Genomic DNA, 16,783 nt, shown 5'->3' on the forward strand with positions numbered 1-16,783 from the left:
AAAATGAAATCAGTGTTTACAGATTATATGAAAAGGTATACAATAGATTCATTAAATTTAGAAAGGAGTTAAAACAATGAACACTATGAACTTATTTGTCTTTCATTTAATTATCACAAAAACTCCTTTCATAATAAATAGGAAGACTCACTAGCTAATTGATCTAGGAGTCTGTCATTATGCAAAAAGACACCTATTTAAGGAGCACCTTAAATAGGTGTCTTTTATGCTTACTTATTATGAAAGGATCTAGGAAGAAGGAGAGAGATGTTAGCAGCATTATATCAATTTATTAAGGAACATAAAATGGCTTATTTCATTGGCGGCCTACTAGCCATTTTATCAGGCTTATTAGCTATCGTTCCCAATTATATTATTCAATTATTCATTGATGCCATTGTCAAAAAATCTTTAGATTCAAAGACTTTAATTTTTTATTTAGCCGTTTTCTCAGTAGCGGCTGTATCAAATTATATCGTAGAGGCTTCTTGGTTGGTGATTCTTTTTGGTCGTTCATCACTTTTCACCAAGCAAGTCCGTCAAAAATTATTTCGCCGACTCACTTATTTAAAATTACCTTTTTATGAAAATTACCGCTCGGGTGATTTAATGACGCGGATGACTTCAGATATAGATCGTTTGGGGGAAACATTAGCTTATGGTTTTCTAATTATCATTTCAGATGGATCTTGGCTGATTTCAATTCTTTTAGTCATGTTTATTACTATTTCCTGGAAATTGACCTTAATATCAATTATTCCTTTAATTCTTTTTGGGGTGATCATTCATTTCCTAGGACAAGAAGCCGATAAACGCTATGAAGCCAGCCGCGATGCGGTAGCTAAATTGTCTAACGAAGTGCTTGAAACAGTTGATGGGGTACGCGTAATCCGTGCCTATGGAAAGAAAGACTTAGAGCAGGTGCGTTTTCAAGAAAGAACCAAAGATGTTGTCAAACAAACCAATGTGATGAACTTCTTATTTGGTTTTTTTGGACCTTCTGCTCGTATCTTTTCTGGCCTTTCCACAGGGATTGGTCTGGCCTTAGGGGCATACTACGTCAACCAAGGCCAATTATCAATTGGTCAATTGATTACCTTCCAAATTTATCTCGGTATGTTTAATGAAGTGATTTGGGGGATGTCTGATTTGATTGCGATCTATCAACAGGGTCAAGTTTCACACCGTAAGATTCAAGAAATCGAAGAGGCTGATGATCTCTTTGGCAAAGAAGGCGACCGATCGATTAGTCAGATTGAACAAATTGATTTCAAAGATTTTCAGTTTGCCTATCCTGATGATCAAGAGCCAGTTATTCAAGCCATCAATTTTTCTTTAAAGGCGGGTCAAACTTTAGGAATTGTTGGCAAAACCGGTTCAGGTAAGTCGACCTTAGTGCGACAACTCTTACGCCAGTATCCTGTTGAAGATCCTGAATCCTTAAAGATTAACGGCCATCCGATTGCTGATTATCATTTTGAACAATTAGCTAGTTTGATTGGTTATGTTCCTCAAGACCATGTGCTTTTCTCTCGCTCAGTCAAAGACAATATTCTTTTTGGAAAGTCTGATGCGACAGAAGCGGAGCTGAACGAGGCCATTGAAGCAGCTGATTTTACTAAGGATATGGCCCATATGAATAAGGGCTTAGAAACCTTAATCGGTGAAAAAGGGGTAGCCATTTCAGGTGGACAAAAACAAAGAATTGCGATTGCCCGTGCTTTAATTCGTAAGCCGGAGCTTTTAATTATGGATGACTCCTTGTCTGCAGTAGATGCTAAAACCGAAACGGCTATCATTAAAAATATTCAAGCAGCACGTCAAGATAAAACCAATATTATCATTACCCATCGTCTTTCAGCTGTTTCGCATGCAGACTTAGTTTTAGTCTTAGAAGATGGGCGCATCATTGAAAGAGGAAAACCTGAAGAACTATTAAAAACTAAAGGTTGGTATTACCAACAGTATCGTAATCAACTAATGGAGGAGGGCGAAAATGGAAACTTTTAAACGTTTATTGTCCTATTTGAAGTATGCTAAATGGAAATTTTTATTAGGTGTTTTCTTCCTAATTGCTTCGGTCGGCCTTTCTGTTTATGCTCCTTTATTAGCTAAAGATTTAATTGATTATGCAGCCAATCAAGTCAGTAATAATCAAATCATTGAACAAGGCAAGGTAATTAGCTTCTTCATTCGCTATGTCTTGATTTTGGTTTCTTCGGCAGTCCTTTCTTACTCTGCATATATTTTAATGGCTTTTGTGGCCAATCAGTTGAGTAAAAAGGTGAGGGATCAAGCCCATCAGCATATGCAAACCCTACCAGTTTCATACTTTGATGATAAACCGGCTGGAAAAATTGCGGCTCGAATTGTCAATGACACGGAAGTTTTGCGTCAGTCCTTTTATCAAAACTTTTGTAACCGTATGTTGATTAACTTAATGACGGTCATTGGTATTTATGCCGCCTTACTCTACGTCAATTTAAAAATTGGTTTAGCCTTTCTTTTATTCATCCCACTTTTTATCGTTTGGCAAGTTATTTATATGCGTAAAATTGCGCCAGTCAATACTAAATGGCGTGAAAGTATCTCTGAATTAAACAGCAAAACGGCTGAGATTATTCAAGGGGTAACAATTGTTCAAGCCTTTGGACAAGAAGAAATGCTCAATGATGAATTTGAAGCAACCAATGAAGAATGGTATCAATCAAGACTCCAATCCCAAAAGATTGATTCTAGACTCTCTTGGTCCTTGGCTGATTTATTAAAAAATATGGGTATTTTATTGGTAGTGACCTATTTAGGAACTCAATACTTAGAGGGCATCTTAGGTATTTCTGTCGGTAAATTATATGTGTTAATTAATTATGTATCGCGCCTTTTTGATCCGATTACACAAATTGTGCGTTTAATGACTATGTTGCAACAATCTTTAGTTTCAGGCTCTAGGGTCTTTTCCTTGATGGATCACCCCAGTGAAAAAGATCAAGCAGCAGTCTTTGAAATGGGTGAGGGGCGTGTTAGCTTTCAAAATGTGAACTTTGCCTATAAAGGCGATCAAAAAGTCTTAAAAAATATTAATTTTGAAGTTGAGCCTGGTCAGACAATTGGTTTAGTCGGTCATACCGGTTCAGGAAAATCTTCGATAATTAATTTAATTTTCCGTTTCTATGATCCACAAGATGGAACGATTCTGATTGACGGCCAGGATATTCAAGACTTTTCGCGTGAGAGTGTTCGAGCCGATATGGGCATCGTCCTACAAGAGCCCTACCTTTTCTCAGGAACCATTGCTAGTAATATCTCTATGAATGATCCGGAGATCAGCCAAGAAAAGATCATGCAGGCTATCGAACAAGTTGGGGCCAAAGAAATGATGGCTAAATTAGAAAAGGGGATCGATGAAGTAGTGGTTGAAAAAGGTCAATCCCTTTCTTCCGGGGAACGGCAGTTAATTTCCTTTGCGCGTACCCTGGCTGCTGATCCTAAGATTCTAATTTTAGACGAAGCAACTTCACATATTGACACTGAGACTGAAACGATCATTCAAGCAGCCATGAAAGTGCTACAAAAAGGTCGGACAACTTTTATCATTGCGCACCGCCTATCGACTATTCAGCATGCCGATCAAATTATTTTGATGGATAATGGCGAAATTAAAGAAAAAGGCAACCATCATGAATTGATGGCTTTAAATGGACAGTATGCCGAAATGTATCGGATGCAGGCTAAGGTTTCCTAGTTTCTAAATTCTCAAGCAAAAACACCGGGTAAATGCCCCGGTGTTTTTATTGCTTAGGATTAATTTATAAAATGGCTGACTTATTTATCGTAGATAAAATGCTCAGTTTGATTAAAGGCGTTTAAACGAAATTGTCCGTCACGATATTCAACAATGGATAGGGAACAATTAGATAGGGGTTGTCCACTCTCGAAATCTGCCACTAAACCGTGAATTAGATTGCTAATGGCCATGCCATGGCTCATAATCAATATTTTTTGATTAGTTCCCGCATGCTTATTTAATAGAATTAAAAGTCCTGATTCAATCCGATCCCAAAATTCAACATAATTTTCAGCCCAATGTTCAGGGTCTAAATGTTTTACTAGCTTTAGAAATTTAGGCATTTCAATTGGTTTATCCATTTTTTTTACGTCAATACCACCGGCCAATAAATGCTCATCCACTGCATCATACAGATTGGAAGCAGGTTGACCTTCAAATGAACCAAAGAAGACTTCCCGTAATTCCTTCATTAATTGGATTTCGTAGTGGTCTTTGTGATGGTTTTCATCCAGAACATAGCGGAGAGTTTCTTGCGTTCTGTGTAAATCGCTGGAATAAACCGCATCAAAATGGATATCTGCAATGCCACGACCAGAAGCTCTTGCTTGCTCAATTCCTTTAGCAGTTAGGGGGGCATCGGACCAACCTTGCACTTGACCATTGTGATTAAATATCGTTTCACCGTGCCGCATAAAGTAAAAAGTAACACCGTTAGACATAAATTCCCTCCGTTCTTTATTCTCTTTAATTATAACCTTATTGCCAATTATTGTCTAAGCAATCCGATTGAATTTATCGATTTTGCTTAGACATTCAAGTGCAATTACTCAATGATTATGGTAATCTATAGAAGTTATAAGAAGGGAGAGTAGCCTAAATGGGGTTGTTAAATACCAAGTCTAAAGACCAAATCAAAAGCTTAGTTGTCAAAATAAAAAAGCAGCTTGATGGGCTTTCTTTTGGCTCATACGCGGCGGAAGTTTCTTACTTTATTCTCTTAGCCGTTGTTCCTATTCTCTTAGCCTTTTCCAACTTGATTGTGCTCTTACCTTATTCTTATGAAGAGGTCATTGTCTTTTTGAGAACTTCTTTGCCTGGACAAGTGGCTAAGTCCTTAATCCCAATGATTCAACAGTACTATCAAACAGCTTCTACTAGCTGGGTGCCAATTGGTTTAGTCTTAGCTTTATGGCCTGCTTCCAATGTGTTTAATGCCTTGCAAAGAGTGCTCAATCAAATATATAGGGTAAAGAGTAAGAGACACTTTTTGATTCAACGCTTATTTGCCTATCTTTTTACCTTAGTCAGCGTCTTAGTTATTTTAGTTTCAACTTTTATTTTTACTTTCGGTGAGTATTTACTGACTTGGATTGACCAGTATTTAAGAAGTGATTTGAGCTTTTTGTTTACTTGGTTAAGAGGGGGAAGTTGGGGGTCTTTATTTTTCCTCTTTATTTTTCTAGTGATTGTTTATACCTATTTACCGCATCATCAATTAAAATATACTAAAGCTATTCCAGGATCCTTATTCTCTGTATTAACGTTTACTCTTTTAGGTAAATTATTTGGAACCATTATTCAATTTAATCAATCACTTAATAGTAACACTGCCTTGGGTGCAATTTTAGTCATCATGTTTTGGATTTATCTAAATTGTCTCATATTTTTTATCGGCGCTTTTATAAATGTTTTAACTTTAGATTTTAAGGCTGTTAATAAGAGACTTTAATGAAATGATTCGATCTATCAAATCCATCGATTAAGTCTTATCCTTAAGGAGGAAGAAATATTAATGCAAATAAATAGAAGAATTGCTAGTTATCAAGAAAATCGAATTGATTATGGCATTGTTTTAACTGTTTTGTTGTTATGTTTAGTGGGCTTAGCCGTTGTATATGCAACTACCGCAATGATTTCCAACCAAGGAATCGGGCCGACCTTACAACAAGCCTTGTGGTACGCCTTAGGTTCTCTGGTCGTTATTATCGTTATGCAGTTTGATAGTGAACAGTATTGGAAATTATCTATTTACTTTTACGGTATTGGTCTGTTTTTACTGGTGCTCGTCCTTTTTTTCCATGATCGCCAAACAGCAATCATGACGGGAGCTAAATCTTGGTTCAAATTAGGTTCTTTATCTTTTCAACCTTCAGAGTTGATGAAACCAGCCTTGATAGTTTATCTGTCACGATTGGTAACCGAACACAATAATCAAAATACTAATCGAACGATTCAAAGCGACTTTATCTTGATTGGTAAACTCTTATTGGCTTCCGCACCTGTATTAATATTAGTGCAAATGCAAAATGACTTGGGAACTAACTTGGTCATGCTGTCTATTATCGCTGGATTGATTCTTTTATCCGGTGTTTCATGGAAAATTTTATTTCCAGCTTTTTCAGTTGTTTTCATTGTTGGTGGGGGATTAATCTTACTGGCCGTCTTATTCCCAGATGCCTTACTGAAAATCGGCTTCCAACCTTATCAGTTAGGCCGGATCACTACTTGGTTAGAACCCTTCTCAGACACCAGAGGTGAATCTTACCAACTGGTTCAATCGATCTTAGCGATTGGATCTGGTCAACTCTATGGTAAGGGCTTTGGCATTTCCGAAGTGCCAGTTCCGGTTCGTGAATCAGACTTTATTTTTACGACTATTGGTGAAAATTTTGGTTTTTTTGGTGCGGCGATTATTCTGGTGATTTATTTTGTTTTGATTTATCAAATGGTTCAAACTTGTTTTGAGACTCAAAATGAGTATTATACTTATATTTCTGCAGGAGTTATTACCATGATTCTTTTCCACGTTCTAGAGAATGTGGGCATGACTATCGGTTTACTGCCAATTACGGGAGTACCATTACCCTTTATCTCTCAAGGGGGATCGGCCATACTGTCTAATATGGTCGGAGTGGGTCTGATACTCTCTATGCGTTACCATCACCGATCCTATATGTTCTCAGAAGCTGACCCTTATATGTACGGTGATCGTAAGCAATACTAAAACAAAAACGAATCCTATGCAGGATTCGTTTTTGTTTGATTAATTAAAAATTACTGCTTATTTTTAGCCCGTTCTACCAAATCTTTAAAGATAGCTCGACTGCTTTCTTGATGTTTGTAAGTGAGTTCAGGGTGCCATTGGACAGCTAAAATATCCACATTTGGATCAGTGGATTCAATGGCTTCAACCAGATGGTCACCTGACCAGGCAATGGCTTTTAAGTCTTTACCCAGCTCTTTAATGGCTTGATGGTGAAGACTGTTGACGTAATCACCAGTTCCCATCCAATTACTTAAACGGGAATTGGGATCAATTTTAACCCGGTGGGTCATACGGTTTAATTCTGATTTTTGCACGTGTTGAATAGCCCATTCTGGATACAAGCTGAGGTCTTGATAGAGGTTCCCACCTTGAAGAACATTAATTAATTGCATACCACGACAGATACCAAGGATTGGCTTGCCAGCTTGCATAAAATGTTTAATTAATTTTAATTCATGGTGGTCACGGTCGATATTTAAAGATCCTAATTTTAAATGAGGTTCTTCTTGATAAAAACGTGGATCCACATCTTGTCCACCAGTTAGGATCAGACCGTCTATACGGTCAATAATGGCTTCAATTGGATATTGGTTATTGATGGGTAGAACGAGTGGAATCCCTCCCGCTTCAATAATAGCTTCTACAAAAAAGTGAGGGGTGTAAGTAGCATCGAAGGCTGCATATCGAGGGTCGTTTTGAATGGGTGTAATACTACCAGTAATTGCGATGATTGGTTGCATAATAAATTCCTTTCTGCGACTATAATGATATTCCTATTATACAAGAAAGTGCCTGCAAGTTAAAAGGCTTTATAGCATACAAAGCATAAAATATTTGGTACACTAATGAGAGAGGATGAGGAGGGGCATTATGGACTTTCAAAAGGCAAAACAGGCTTTAGTTCAGGGTAAGATTGATAATGTTTACTGTCTTCAAGGCAGTGAAGTCTATCTTCAACAAAATTTTCGACAAGCTCTGGCTCAAAAAATTGAAAATTTGGCCGGCGAACTAGACCTTTCTAGCTTTGATGCTAATGAAGTATCCATTGACACTGTTTTAGATGAAGCAGAAAGTTATTCGTTTTTTGTCGACCAACGCCTCATTATAGTGGACCAAGTAGATTTTCTAAACAGCCAAGCTCAACAAAAAATGACTGATGGTCAAACAAAGCGCTTGTTGGATTATTTGAAGGATCCTAATCCCGCTACTTGTATTCTTTTTATCGTCCCTCATGATCAAGTGGATAAAAGGCGAAAATTAACTAAGGCATTCCTGAAAGAGACGACTTATATTAATATTTCTCCTCTAGGAGAAGCGGCTGTTCAGTCCTTTATTCAAAGTTATATTCAAAGTGCTGATTTTGAGATGACTACAGAAGCTCAAAAGGCTTTGTTACAACGTGTAGATTATCAATTGAGTCAAGCAGTGGCTGAATTGGAGAAGTTGAAACAATTTGCTCAAAGTGGTCAAAAGGTTACCCTGGAAGTGGTAAATTCTTTAGTCACACGCAGCCTAGCTTCAGATGTCTTTGAATTGACCAATGCTATACTAGCCCGCAAGCTTGATCGCTCGATTCAAATTTATCAAGACTTAATATTAATGAAGCACGATCCCATTCAACTACATGCCTTAATCGTTTCGCAGTTTCGCTTATTTTTACAAGTTAAACTCTTACAAATGCAAGGAATAAAGCAAGATGAAATAGCTCAAACACTCTCTGTCCATCCTTATCGAGTGAAATTAGCCCTTCAAGCCAGTCGACCCATGCAAATAGGAGAACTTAGTCAGCTTTATTTACAACTCATTCAAGCTGATTACCAAATGAAAACCGGTTTAGGCAATAAGGATACGTCTTTCTATCTGATCCTGACCAAAATCATGCAACTTTAATTAAAGGAGGTTCCTATGCAAAAAATTCGCTTAGCCATCGCAGGTTTCGATCAAGTGGGTCAAGCTATTATGGAAGTTATGGATCAACACCAAGACTTAATTATCCAACATATCTTTAGCCGGCAAAGTAAGCAGGACTTCCCACAAGCCTTGCAGTCTTTGCCTATTCATCCCATGGAACAAGCACTTCACTTTAAAGAGTCTATTGATGTCTTGCTAGTCTGTAGGGGTACTACTGAGGATAATCCTGATAATCTAACGGAATATGCGGCTCATTTTAATTTAGTGGATACATATAATTTTTATGCTAAGCCAGCTCTTTTATTAAAATCGATCGATTCTATCAGTCAGGTTCACCATAAATTAGCCGTGATAGGTGTAGGGTGGAATCCTGGTATTTATACAATCAATCAATTATTGGCAGAAGCTGTGATGCCTCAAGCAACTAATTATCGTTTTATCGAAAATGAATGGAGTCAAAAAATGAGTGAAACACTGGCTGGCATAGAAGGAGTAGCCCAAGCAAGTGTATATATCAAAGCCTCTCCTCAAAGTATACAAGCCATTTTAAAAGGGGAAGGTGCTGATTTGCGTTTTTCTGACTATCAAGAAAGAGTGGCTTACCTAGTTTTGGAAGAGGGAGTGAATCCTGACAGGATTCATGATCAAGTACAGGCCTTACCTAATTATCTTTCTCAAGTTGAAAGGAATATAAATTTTGTTTCGAGTGATCAGATGACCAAGCTTTCAAAGGAAGCCAAAGCGGGTCGGCTGATTCGGACCCTTTCAGACAATCAAGAGCTTACTACTTATGATTTGAGCTTAAGTTTTAATCACCCTCGATTTAATCAAGCCCATTTACTGCTGGCCTATGCCAGAGCGGTTTACCGTTTAGCTAGTGAAGGAAAATCAGGAGCCTTAACACAATTAGATGTTCCAGTGTCTTATTTAAGCAAGCACAGTCGACAAGAACTACTTAATCAGTATCTATAAAATGAAGTTCAACATAAAAAGCATCCTTCTTAAAACCTTTCGATTAGGGTCTGTAACAAGATTTATCGGCTTGTTGTTAGGCCCCTAATCAAACAAGGATTGACGAGGATGCTTGGTCTGATTAATCAGTAAAACAAAAAAGCTCCCAATGGAAGCTCAATTATTATTTAGCAGATGCAATTAATTTAGCTAAACGAGATTTATCACGTGCTGCTTTGTTGTGATGAATTAAGCCTTTAGTTGCGGCAGAGTCAATAGCTTTAACTGCGGCTTGGTATAATGCTTGAACATCACCTTCGCCCGTTTCAACTGCTACGCGAACTTTTTTCATTGCAGTTCTTAAAGCAGAAACTTGAGTGCGTTTACGGCTAGAAACTTTTTCAGTTTGACGTGTACGTTTTTTTGCTGATGCTGTATTGGCCATGAATGGTCACCTCTTTTCAATAAATCTAGTCTAAGTCTGAAAACTTAGTCAACAAGAAATATTATACAGAAGACAATGTCAACTTGCAATAAAAATAAGTCAGATTATTTAATAAGCATTGAACTTGTGAGACAAGCAAAAGTTGTGTAATTTATTAAGAGCAAAAGCATAAATGGAGGCGAGTTTTTGAAGAGTAATAAATTTAGGGTGGTATCACCTTATGAACCAGCTGGTGACCAACCCCAGGCAATTAAAGAGTTAGCGGCTGGTTTAAGAGCAGGGAAAAAAGAGCAGATTTTACTTGGGGCTACTGGTACGGGTAAAACATATACAGTGGCTAAGGTAATTGAAGAAGTCAATAAACCAACATTGGTCCTAGCTCATAATAAAACACTAGCGGGTCAATTATATTCCGAATTATTAGAATTTTTCCCTGATAATGCGGTCGAATATTTTGTCTCCTACTATGATTATTATCAGCCAGAAGCCTATGTGCCATCTTCTGATACCTATATCGAAAAGGAATCCAGTGTCAATGACGAAATTGATAAGTTGCGTCATTCAGCTTCTTCTTCTTTATTAGAAAGAGACGATGTGATAGTAGTCGCCTCAGTGTCGTGTATTTATGGTTTGGTTGATCCGGACATGTATCGTGAGCATGTACTTTCTTTACGTCAAGGTCAAGAAATTGCCCGTGACCAAGTGATGGCTCGTTTAGTCGACATGCAATTTGTTCGCAATGATATTGATTTTCAACGTGGAACCTTTAGAGCCCGTGGCGATGTCCTAGAAATCTTTTTAGCTTCAAGAGATAAAGAAGTCATTCGGATTGAGTTTTTCGGTGATGAAATCGACCGTATCCGTGAAGTAGATGTTTTAACAGGTGAAATCAAAAAGGATGTCGAACACTATCCCATTTATCCGGCTACCCACTTCGTAGCTAATCAAAAACAAACGCAAAGAGCAGTTGAAAGTATTCGTCAAGAATTAGAGGAAAGATTAGAAGTCTTACGCTCTGAGAATAAACTATTAGAAGCTCAGCGACTAGAGCAAAGAACTAACTATGATATTGAAATGTTATTGGAAATGGGCTATTGTTCAGGCATTGAAAACTATTCGCGCCATCTGGATGGGCGTGCACCAGGAGAGCCACCTTATACGCTATTAGATTTCTTTCCTGATGATTTTCTAATCGTTGCTGACGAATCCCACATTACCATGCCGCAGATTCGTGGGATGTATAATGGTGACCGGGCGCGTAAGGAGCAGTTGGTTGAATACGGCTTTCGTCTACCTTCAGCTGTGGATAATCGTCCACTTAAACTCAATGAGTTTGAAGACCATATTAATCAGATTGTTTATATCTCAGCCACACCAGGCCCTTATGAATTAGAACATACCAACCATGAATATGTCGAACAAATTATTCGTCCAACAGGTCTTTTGGATCCTGTTATAGAGGTTCGACCGATTAAGGGACAAATTGATGATTTAGTTTCCGAAATTAGTTTAAGAGTGGAAAGAAATGAACGTGTCTTTGTAACGACTTTAACCAAAAAAATGTCTGAAGACTTAACCGATTATCTAAGGGAATTGGATATTAAGGTCAAATATCTGCATTCAGATATTGTGACTTTGGAGCGAACGGAAATCATCCGTGATCTCAGATTAGGTGTTTTTGACGTCTTAATCGGGATTAACTTATTAAGAGAGGGACTAGATGTCCCTGAGGTATCACTGGTGACGATTTTAGATGCGGACAAGGAAGGCTTTTTAAGGTCAGAACGTGCCTTGGTACAAACAATTGGTCGAGCCGCTCGAAACCAAAACGGTCGCGTAATTATGTATGCAGACCGCATCACTAATTCTATGCAAAAAGCGATTGATGAGACAGAAAGACGACGCCAAATTCAAACAGCTTATAATAAAGAGCATGGTATCACACCGACGACTATCAAAAAAGATATTCGCGACTTAATTCGTATCACTCACGATGTGGAAGCAGAAGATCGTCAAGAAAATGTCTTACTAGATTTCAAACAACTATCTCGGATGCAAAGAGAGGAAGAGCTGGAGCGTTTAACCATGTTGATGAAAGCTTATGCTAAAGAAATGAATTTTGAAAAAGCAGCCGAGACGCGTGATTTAATGATGGAGTTGAAAGCGCATTTCAAGATAAAATAAGTAATAAAAATCTAACATTGTAATTTTTAATGTATTCTCTTACAATATAAGGGAATTCAAAAACAGAGTAGGTTATTTACGTAAAGTGCTTCTAGATGGGATGTCGCTAGAAGACGAAGTGATTCTCACGCGATAGATAATCGCCTCCGCTGTTTTCATCTTGTGGAGGGCACTCTTTTGAAGAGTGCTCTTTTTTTGAGTCAAACTATCTAAGTGGGGAGAGTAAAACATGCAAGTAAATCCAAAAAAACAGCCAGTCTTTCGCTTTAACCATCGTGAGATTAAGCATGGCGACCCGACCATTCTCTGTGGAATCGTCAATGTGACCCCAGATTCTTTTTCAGATGGAGGAAAATGGTTTGGTCTAGAAGTGGCCTGTAAGCGAGCGATGGAATTGATTAAGCAAGGTTGTCAAATGATTGATATCGGAGGAGAATCTACCCGTCCGGGGTCGACTTATGTGGCCGTAGAAGAAGAAATCCAACGTGTCGTCCCAGTTATCAAGGCCCTAAGAGCGCAATCTGATGTAATAATCTCAGTTGATACTTGGAAAGCTGAGGTTGCTCAAGCAGCGCTTGCAGCCGGAGCCGATATTATCAACGATATTACTGGACTTTTAGGTGACCCGCGCATGGCCTCAGTGATTGCACCAACTCAAGCTGGTGTCATTGTGATGGCTAATCCAGTAATTGTCCGTCCAGACCATCCTTCCGCCAAGGTCTTTCCGCAGTTTGGAGCAGAAGGCGTCTTTAGCAAAGCAGAATTGGACGCTTTTGCCAAAATGGACGCTGTTGAATTGATGGATAAGTATTTTGATAAGTCTTTAAAGTATGCGGCTGAAGCGGGTATCAAAAAAGACCGCATCGCACTTGACCCAGGAATCGGCTTTGGTTTAACTAAACGTGAGAACTACCAATTAATCCATCAAGCCAATCGGATTCACCAAAAAGGCTTTACCTGCTTCTTAGGGGTTTCTCGTAAACGCTTTATTCAAAACACCCTGCAAGAAGCTGGCTTTAATGTAGATGTTGAAACCGAAGAAGGATTCAAACAAAGAGACGAAGGCTCTGCTGCCTTATCCGCTATCGCTGCTTTTATGGGTATCGAAATGCTTAGGGTTCATGTGGGAAGCTCTCACCGGATTGCTTCGTTAATTGGTAACCACTTGCGCTTATCTGATGGCTTAGAGGATACAAATTTTGCTGCTTATCCACTTAAATAGGAGGAGTTATGTTTAAGATAAAATTAAATAACATGCGTTTTTATTCGCATATTGGCTATTTTCCTGAAGAGAAGAAATTAGGTCAAAATATCGCTGTTGATCTGACGGTGACCATGAAGGCCAGTCTCACGCGAGATGATTTAAATGAAACAGTCTCTTATGCGCATTTTTATGATCTAGTTGCTGAATATATAAAAAAAACACGGGTCGACTTGATTGAAACAGTTGCTTTTGACCTTTTAGATTTAATAAAACAATCCAATCCACAACTAATTAGTCAGGTCAAAGTCAATGTTCGCAAATTACAATTACCCATCGATGGTATTTTAGATTCTGCCGAAATTGAATTGGAGGGATAGAGGATGGCAACTGTTTATCTGAGTGTCGGATCTAACTTAGGAGATCGGATGGCTAATCTGCGAAAGGGGCAAGAGCTGTTAGCGACTCATCCACAAATTGAAGTCTTAAAAGCCTCGGCCTATTATCAGACTTCTCCAGTAGGAGGAGTCGTGCAAGATGACTTCATTAATCAAGCTCTCGCCATTGAAACAGACTTAGATCCTTATGACTTATTGGACTACCTTCATGAAATAGAAGCCAAGTTACTAAGAAAGCGATTGATCGTTTGGGGACCTAGAACTTTAGATATGGATATCTTATATTTTGGCCATCTAGAAAGTGAAGACCCTCAGCTAACTTTACCGCATCCCGAAATAATGAACCGTTTGTTTGTGTTAATTCCTTTAAAAGAAATTATTGACACCAATTTTTATGCTTATTGTCAAATTAATCAAGCCATTGAACATTTAGAAAAGACACAAGACCAAAGAATAGAAAGAGTGGTAGAAAATGAAAGAAATTAATTTGAATCGTATAGAAGAATTAGTTCGTGAGCTTTTAATCGAAATCGGAGAAGACCCAGATCGTGAGGGGCTCATTGAAACACCTAAACGTGTTGCCAAGTCGCTAAAGGAAATTACAGCTTCTACTCGCTTAGAAGAATTTACGGAAGGAAAAATGTTCCCAACCGATGCCAGTCCTAATCAACAAATGGTGGCAGTCAATAATATCCCTTTTTATTCTATGTGTGAACATCATATGTTACCCTTTTTTGGGAATGTTCATGTAGGCTATCTTCCACAAGATGGACAAATTATTGGCCTGTCAAAAATACCAAGATTGGTAAACTATGCTGCAAGAAAGTTAAATGTGCAAGAAAATATTACGCGTGAAGTCGCTGAGGTTTTGATGGAGATTACCCATGCTAAGGGAGTAGCTGTGGTGGTTGATGCCCGTCATATGTGTGTGGAAATGCGCGGGGTCCAAAAAGTCAACTCCATTACCCGTACCAATTATTATTTAGGCGCCTTTGATGAAGATGTTCAGTTGCGGAATGAATTTCTGCAGTCTTTACCTAAGGTGAACGCCTTATGATTAACAGTTTGACCGATGATTTACCAACTATTCTTTATGGTGAAGGAGACCGTCTAAGTGTTTTAAAAGCCATGTTGAAACAATTGGGCCAACCGGACCAAACCGTTAAAATCATCCATATTGCGGGAACTAATGGTAAGGGGTCAACTGCTAATATGATTTCTCATTTATTACTTGCTCATGGATATCGCACAGGACTATTTACCAGTCCTCATTTATATTCAGAATGTGAAAGTATTAAAGTCAATGACCAAATGATTAGTCAGTCAGATTTTAGCTGTATCATGGCGGAAGTTCACCGAGCGGCGATTGTGTTAGGCTTAGACCCACAAAAAGATTTGTCACAATTTGAGACCACCTTTTTGATTGGGATCCTTTATTATGCCCATTTAGCCTGTGATTATCTAGTTTTAGAATGTGGTGTAGGTGGGGGCCTTGATGCGACCAATGCAATTAGCCACTCTGAATATGCCATCTTTACTAAAATTGGTATGGATCATTTAAATTTACTGGGGGATTCTTTGCAAGCTATCGTAGAGACTAAAGCTGGTATTATCCGTTCAAATCAACAAGTCATTGTGGCGCCGAACCAAAAGAACGGAGTGGTTGAGCGCCTTAAACAAATAAGCTCGGAGCAAAAAAGTTCTTTCCATGATAGCTCTGACCAAAAGATTGTTTACAAGCGTCCACATTATTTTCAAGTGGAACTAAATCAAAAAAGTTTTGAACTCTACTTGCCCTTATTAGGGACTTTCCAAAATGAAAATTTAAAGACCGTCTTTAAATGGTATCAAGTATGGTTGGAAAGTGAACAACCTTCTCCTATAGAGACTGACATGACAAAAGCTTTTAAAGACTTAAGAATGGTAGGACGTTTTGAAAAAGTGCAAAGCACTCCCGACATTATCCTAGATGCTGCTCATAATTTAGATGCCATTCAAGAATTAATCTCTAGCATCCAATCATTATATGCTGGTCAAAAGTTGAGCATTTTGTGTGGTTTTCTCAAAGACAAAGATATACCGGCTATTCTAGATGAATTATTAAAATTAACTGCTGATTTTTATGTGACCCAGCCCGATTTTCCAGATCGAGCGATGGATACCAAAGAGCTAGCAAAACTTTTTGAACAAAAAGGAAGCTCAGTGATTTCTTATCCGGATAGTCGTGCAGGCTTAAAACAACTGATGGAAGACCAAGACGATCCTATTATGGTTGTGGGATCTTTCCATCTGATAAAAAAAGTGAGGGATTTGTTTGCAACAAATTAATGCAGCAGAGCTTTTGAATAATGCGCAAGAATTGATTAAAGTCTCACCCTTCTTTAATCAGAAGAAGTTTTTAAGGCTCCAAGAAATAATGGATCAATATCCTGCAAGCAATCTCTTGGACCGCAAAAGTCCATTGCACTTATCAGCTTCAGCCTTGGTTTTTCAAGATCAGTCTTTAGTTTTTATTCATCATCCTTATTTACATAAAACTTTATTACCCGCAGGACACGTGGAAATAGGGGAGACCCCTCAAACAACAGCCTTGCGTGAGCTATACGAAGAAACGGGTTTAAAATTCACCTCCCTTACTCAGTCCGAATTAGTAGACCTTAATCTATTTGCCATCCCCGCTAACCCACAAAAAGGCGAAGGGGCTCATTATCATCTAGATTTTAGGTACTACTTCCAAGGGACCACTAAACAAAGCGCTCAATCAGAATTGGCTGTTCACTTATTAGCAGAAGATCAAGCTCCAGACGAATTTCAGCCCTATTTCCAATTAATTAAGAAAACCCCTTGATTATGAGACTGC

14 protein-coding genes, 1 pseudogene and 1 riboswitch are annotated in these 16,783 nt (G+C 38.4%); of the genes and pseudogenes, 12 read left to right on the top strand and 3 right to left on the bottom strand.

The window, feature by feature from the left end:
• Nucleotides 1-267 precede the first annotated feature (267 nt).
• Together ACQV18_RS01065 and ACQV18_RS01070 are read left to right on the top strand one after the other, a co-directional pair.
• Entirely contained in the window at nt 268-2,010 is a 1,743-nt protein-coding gene (locus ACQV18_RS01065; protein WP_428881909.1) for an ABC transporter ATP-binding protein, read from the top strand.
• The gene (locus ACQV18_RS01070) at nt 1,997-3,742 is read left to right on the top strand and encodes an ABC transporter ATP-binding protein (RefSeq protein WP_428874137.1); all 1,746 of its coding nucleotides are present in this window, start codon (nt 1,997-1,999) and stop codon (nt 3,740-3,742) included. Before ACQV18_RS01065 ends, ACQV18_RS01070 begins: the two co-directional genes overlap by 14 nt.
• An 80-nt stretch (nt 3,743-3,822) precedes the next feature.
• Here ACQV18_RS01070 and ACQV18_RS01075 read toward each other — a convergent pair whose 3' ends face one another.
• Nucleotides 3,823-4,506, bottom strand: a complete 684-nt coding sequence (locus tag ACQV18_RS01075) for a histidine phosphatase family protein (RefSeq protein ID WP_428874135.1) — start codon at nt 4,504-4,506, stop codon at nt 3,823-3,825.
• A 158-nt stretch (nt 4,507-4,664) separates the two neighbouring features.
• Between ACQV18_RS01075 and ACQV18_RS01080 the strand changes: the two genes are divergently transcribed.
• Together ACQV18_RS01080 and ACQV18_RS01085 are read left to right on the top strand one after the other, a co-directional pair.
• Nucleotides 4,665-5,516, top strand: a complete 852-nt coding sequence (locus ACQV18_RS01080) for a YihY/virulence factor BrkB family protein (protein WP_428875498.1) — start codon at nt 4,665-4,667, stop codon at nt 5,514-5,516.
• A gap of 63 nt (nt 5,517-5,579) precedes the next feature.
• On the top strand, nt 5,580-6,791 hold the full coding sequence (locus ACQV18_RS01085; RefSeq protein WP_428874133.1) for an FtsW/RodA/SpoVE family cell cycle protein: 1,212 nt from the start codon (nt 5,580-5,582) through the stop codon (nt 6,789-6,791).
• A gap of 50 nt (nt 6,792-6,841) precedes the next feature.
• Here ACQV18_RS01085 and ACQV18_RS01090 read toward each other — a convergent pair whose 3' ends face one another.
• Nucleotides 6,842-7,573: a gamma-glutamyl-gamma-aminobutyrate hydrolase family protein gene (locus ACQV18_RS01090; protein ID WP_428874132.1), complete on the bottom strand. Its 732-nt coding sequence runs from the start codon at nt 7,571-7,573 to the stop codon at nt 6,842-6,844.
• Nucleotides 7,574-7,703: 130 nt separating this feature from the next.
• Between ACQV18_RS01090 and holA the strand changes: the two genes are divergently transcribed.
• Together holA and ACQV18_RS01100 are read left to right on the top strand one after the other, a co-directional pair.
• Complete coding sequence (gene holA / locus ACQV18_RS01095) at nt 7,704-8,723, top strand: DNA polymerase III subunit delta (protein ID WP_428874130.1); 1,020 nt, start codon at nt 7,704-7,706, stop codon at nt 8,721-8,723.
• A gap of 15 nt (nt 8,724-8,738) precedes the next feature.
• Nucleotides 8,739-9,716 (top strand): diaminopimelate dehydrogenase, encoded by a 978-nt coding sequence (locus ACQV18_RS01100; protein WP_428892407.1) that lies wholly within the window; start codon nt 8,739-8,741, stop codon nt 9,714-9,716.
• Nucleotides 9,717-9,879: 163 nt separating this feature from the next.
• Here ACQV18_RS01100 and rpsT read toward each other — a convergent pair whose 3' ends face one another.
• Entirely contained in the window at nt 9,880-10,140 is a 261-nt protein-coding gene (gene rpsT, locus ACQV18_RS01105; RefSeq protein WP_428874128.1) for a 30S ribosomal protein S20, read from the bottom strand.
• A gap of 186 nt (nt 10,141-10,326) precedes the next feature.
• Between rpsT and uvrB the strand changes: the two genes are divergently transcribed.
• The 6 genes and pseudogenes from uvrB (at nt 10,327) to ACQV18_RS01135 (ending at nt 16,771) form a co-directional block, all read left to right on the top strand.
• Nucleotides 10,327-12,324 (top strand): excinuclease ABC subunit UvrB, encoded by a 1,998-nt coding sequence (gene uvrB / locus ACQV18_RS01110; RefSeq protein WP_428892408.1) that lies wholly within the window; start codon nt 10,327-10,329, stop codon nt 12,322-12,324.
• A gap of 61 nt (nt 12,325-12,385) precedes the next feature.
• Nucleotides 12,386-12,478, top strand: a riboswitch (THF riboswitch).
• A 75-nt stretch (nt 12,479-12,553) separates the two neighbouring features.
• The gene (folP, locus tag ACQV18_RS01115; RefSeq protein WP_428891840.1) at nt 12,554-13,546 is read left to right on the top strand and encodes a dihydropteroate synthase; all 993 of its coding nucleotides are present in this window, start codon (nt 12,554-12,556) and stop codon (nt 13,544-13,546) included.
• A gap of 8 nt (nt 13,547-13,554) precedes the next feature.
• Nucleotides 13,555-13,905, top strand: coding sequence for a dihydroneopterin aldolase (gene folB / locus ACQV18_RS01120; protein WP_428874125.1), 351 nt, complete (start codon nt 13,555-13,557; stop codon nt 13,903-13,905).
• Nucleotides 13,906-13,908: 3 nt separating this feature from the next.
• Nucleotides 13,909-14,980 (top strand): annotated as a pseudogene (gene folE, locus ACQV18_RS01125) (GTP cyclohydrolase I FolE).
• Nucleotides 14,977-16,251, top strand: a complete 1,275-nt coding sequence (locus ACQV18_RS01130; protein WP_428892409.1) for a bifunctional folylpolyglutamate synthase/dihydrofolate synthase — start codon at nt 14,977-14,979, stop codon at nt 16,249-16,251. Before folE ends, ACQV18_RS01130 begins: the two are co-directional and overlap by 4 nt.
• Nucleotides 16,238-16,771, top strand: a complete 534-nt coding sequence (locus ACQV18_RS01135) for an NUDIX hydrolase (RefSeq protein WP_428874123.1) — start codon at nt 16,238-16,240, stop codon at nt 16,769-16,771. The genes ACQV18_RS01130 and ACQV18_RS01135 overlap by 14 nt, the downstream gene beginning before the upstream one ends.
• Nucleotides 16,772-16,783 lie beyond the last annotated feature (12 nt).

Source organism: Facklamia sp. P9177 (assembly GCF_050409585.1).
GTDB lineage: Bacteria > Bacillota > Bacilli > Lactobacillales > Aerococcaceae > Facklamia.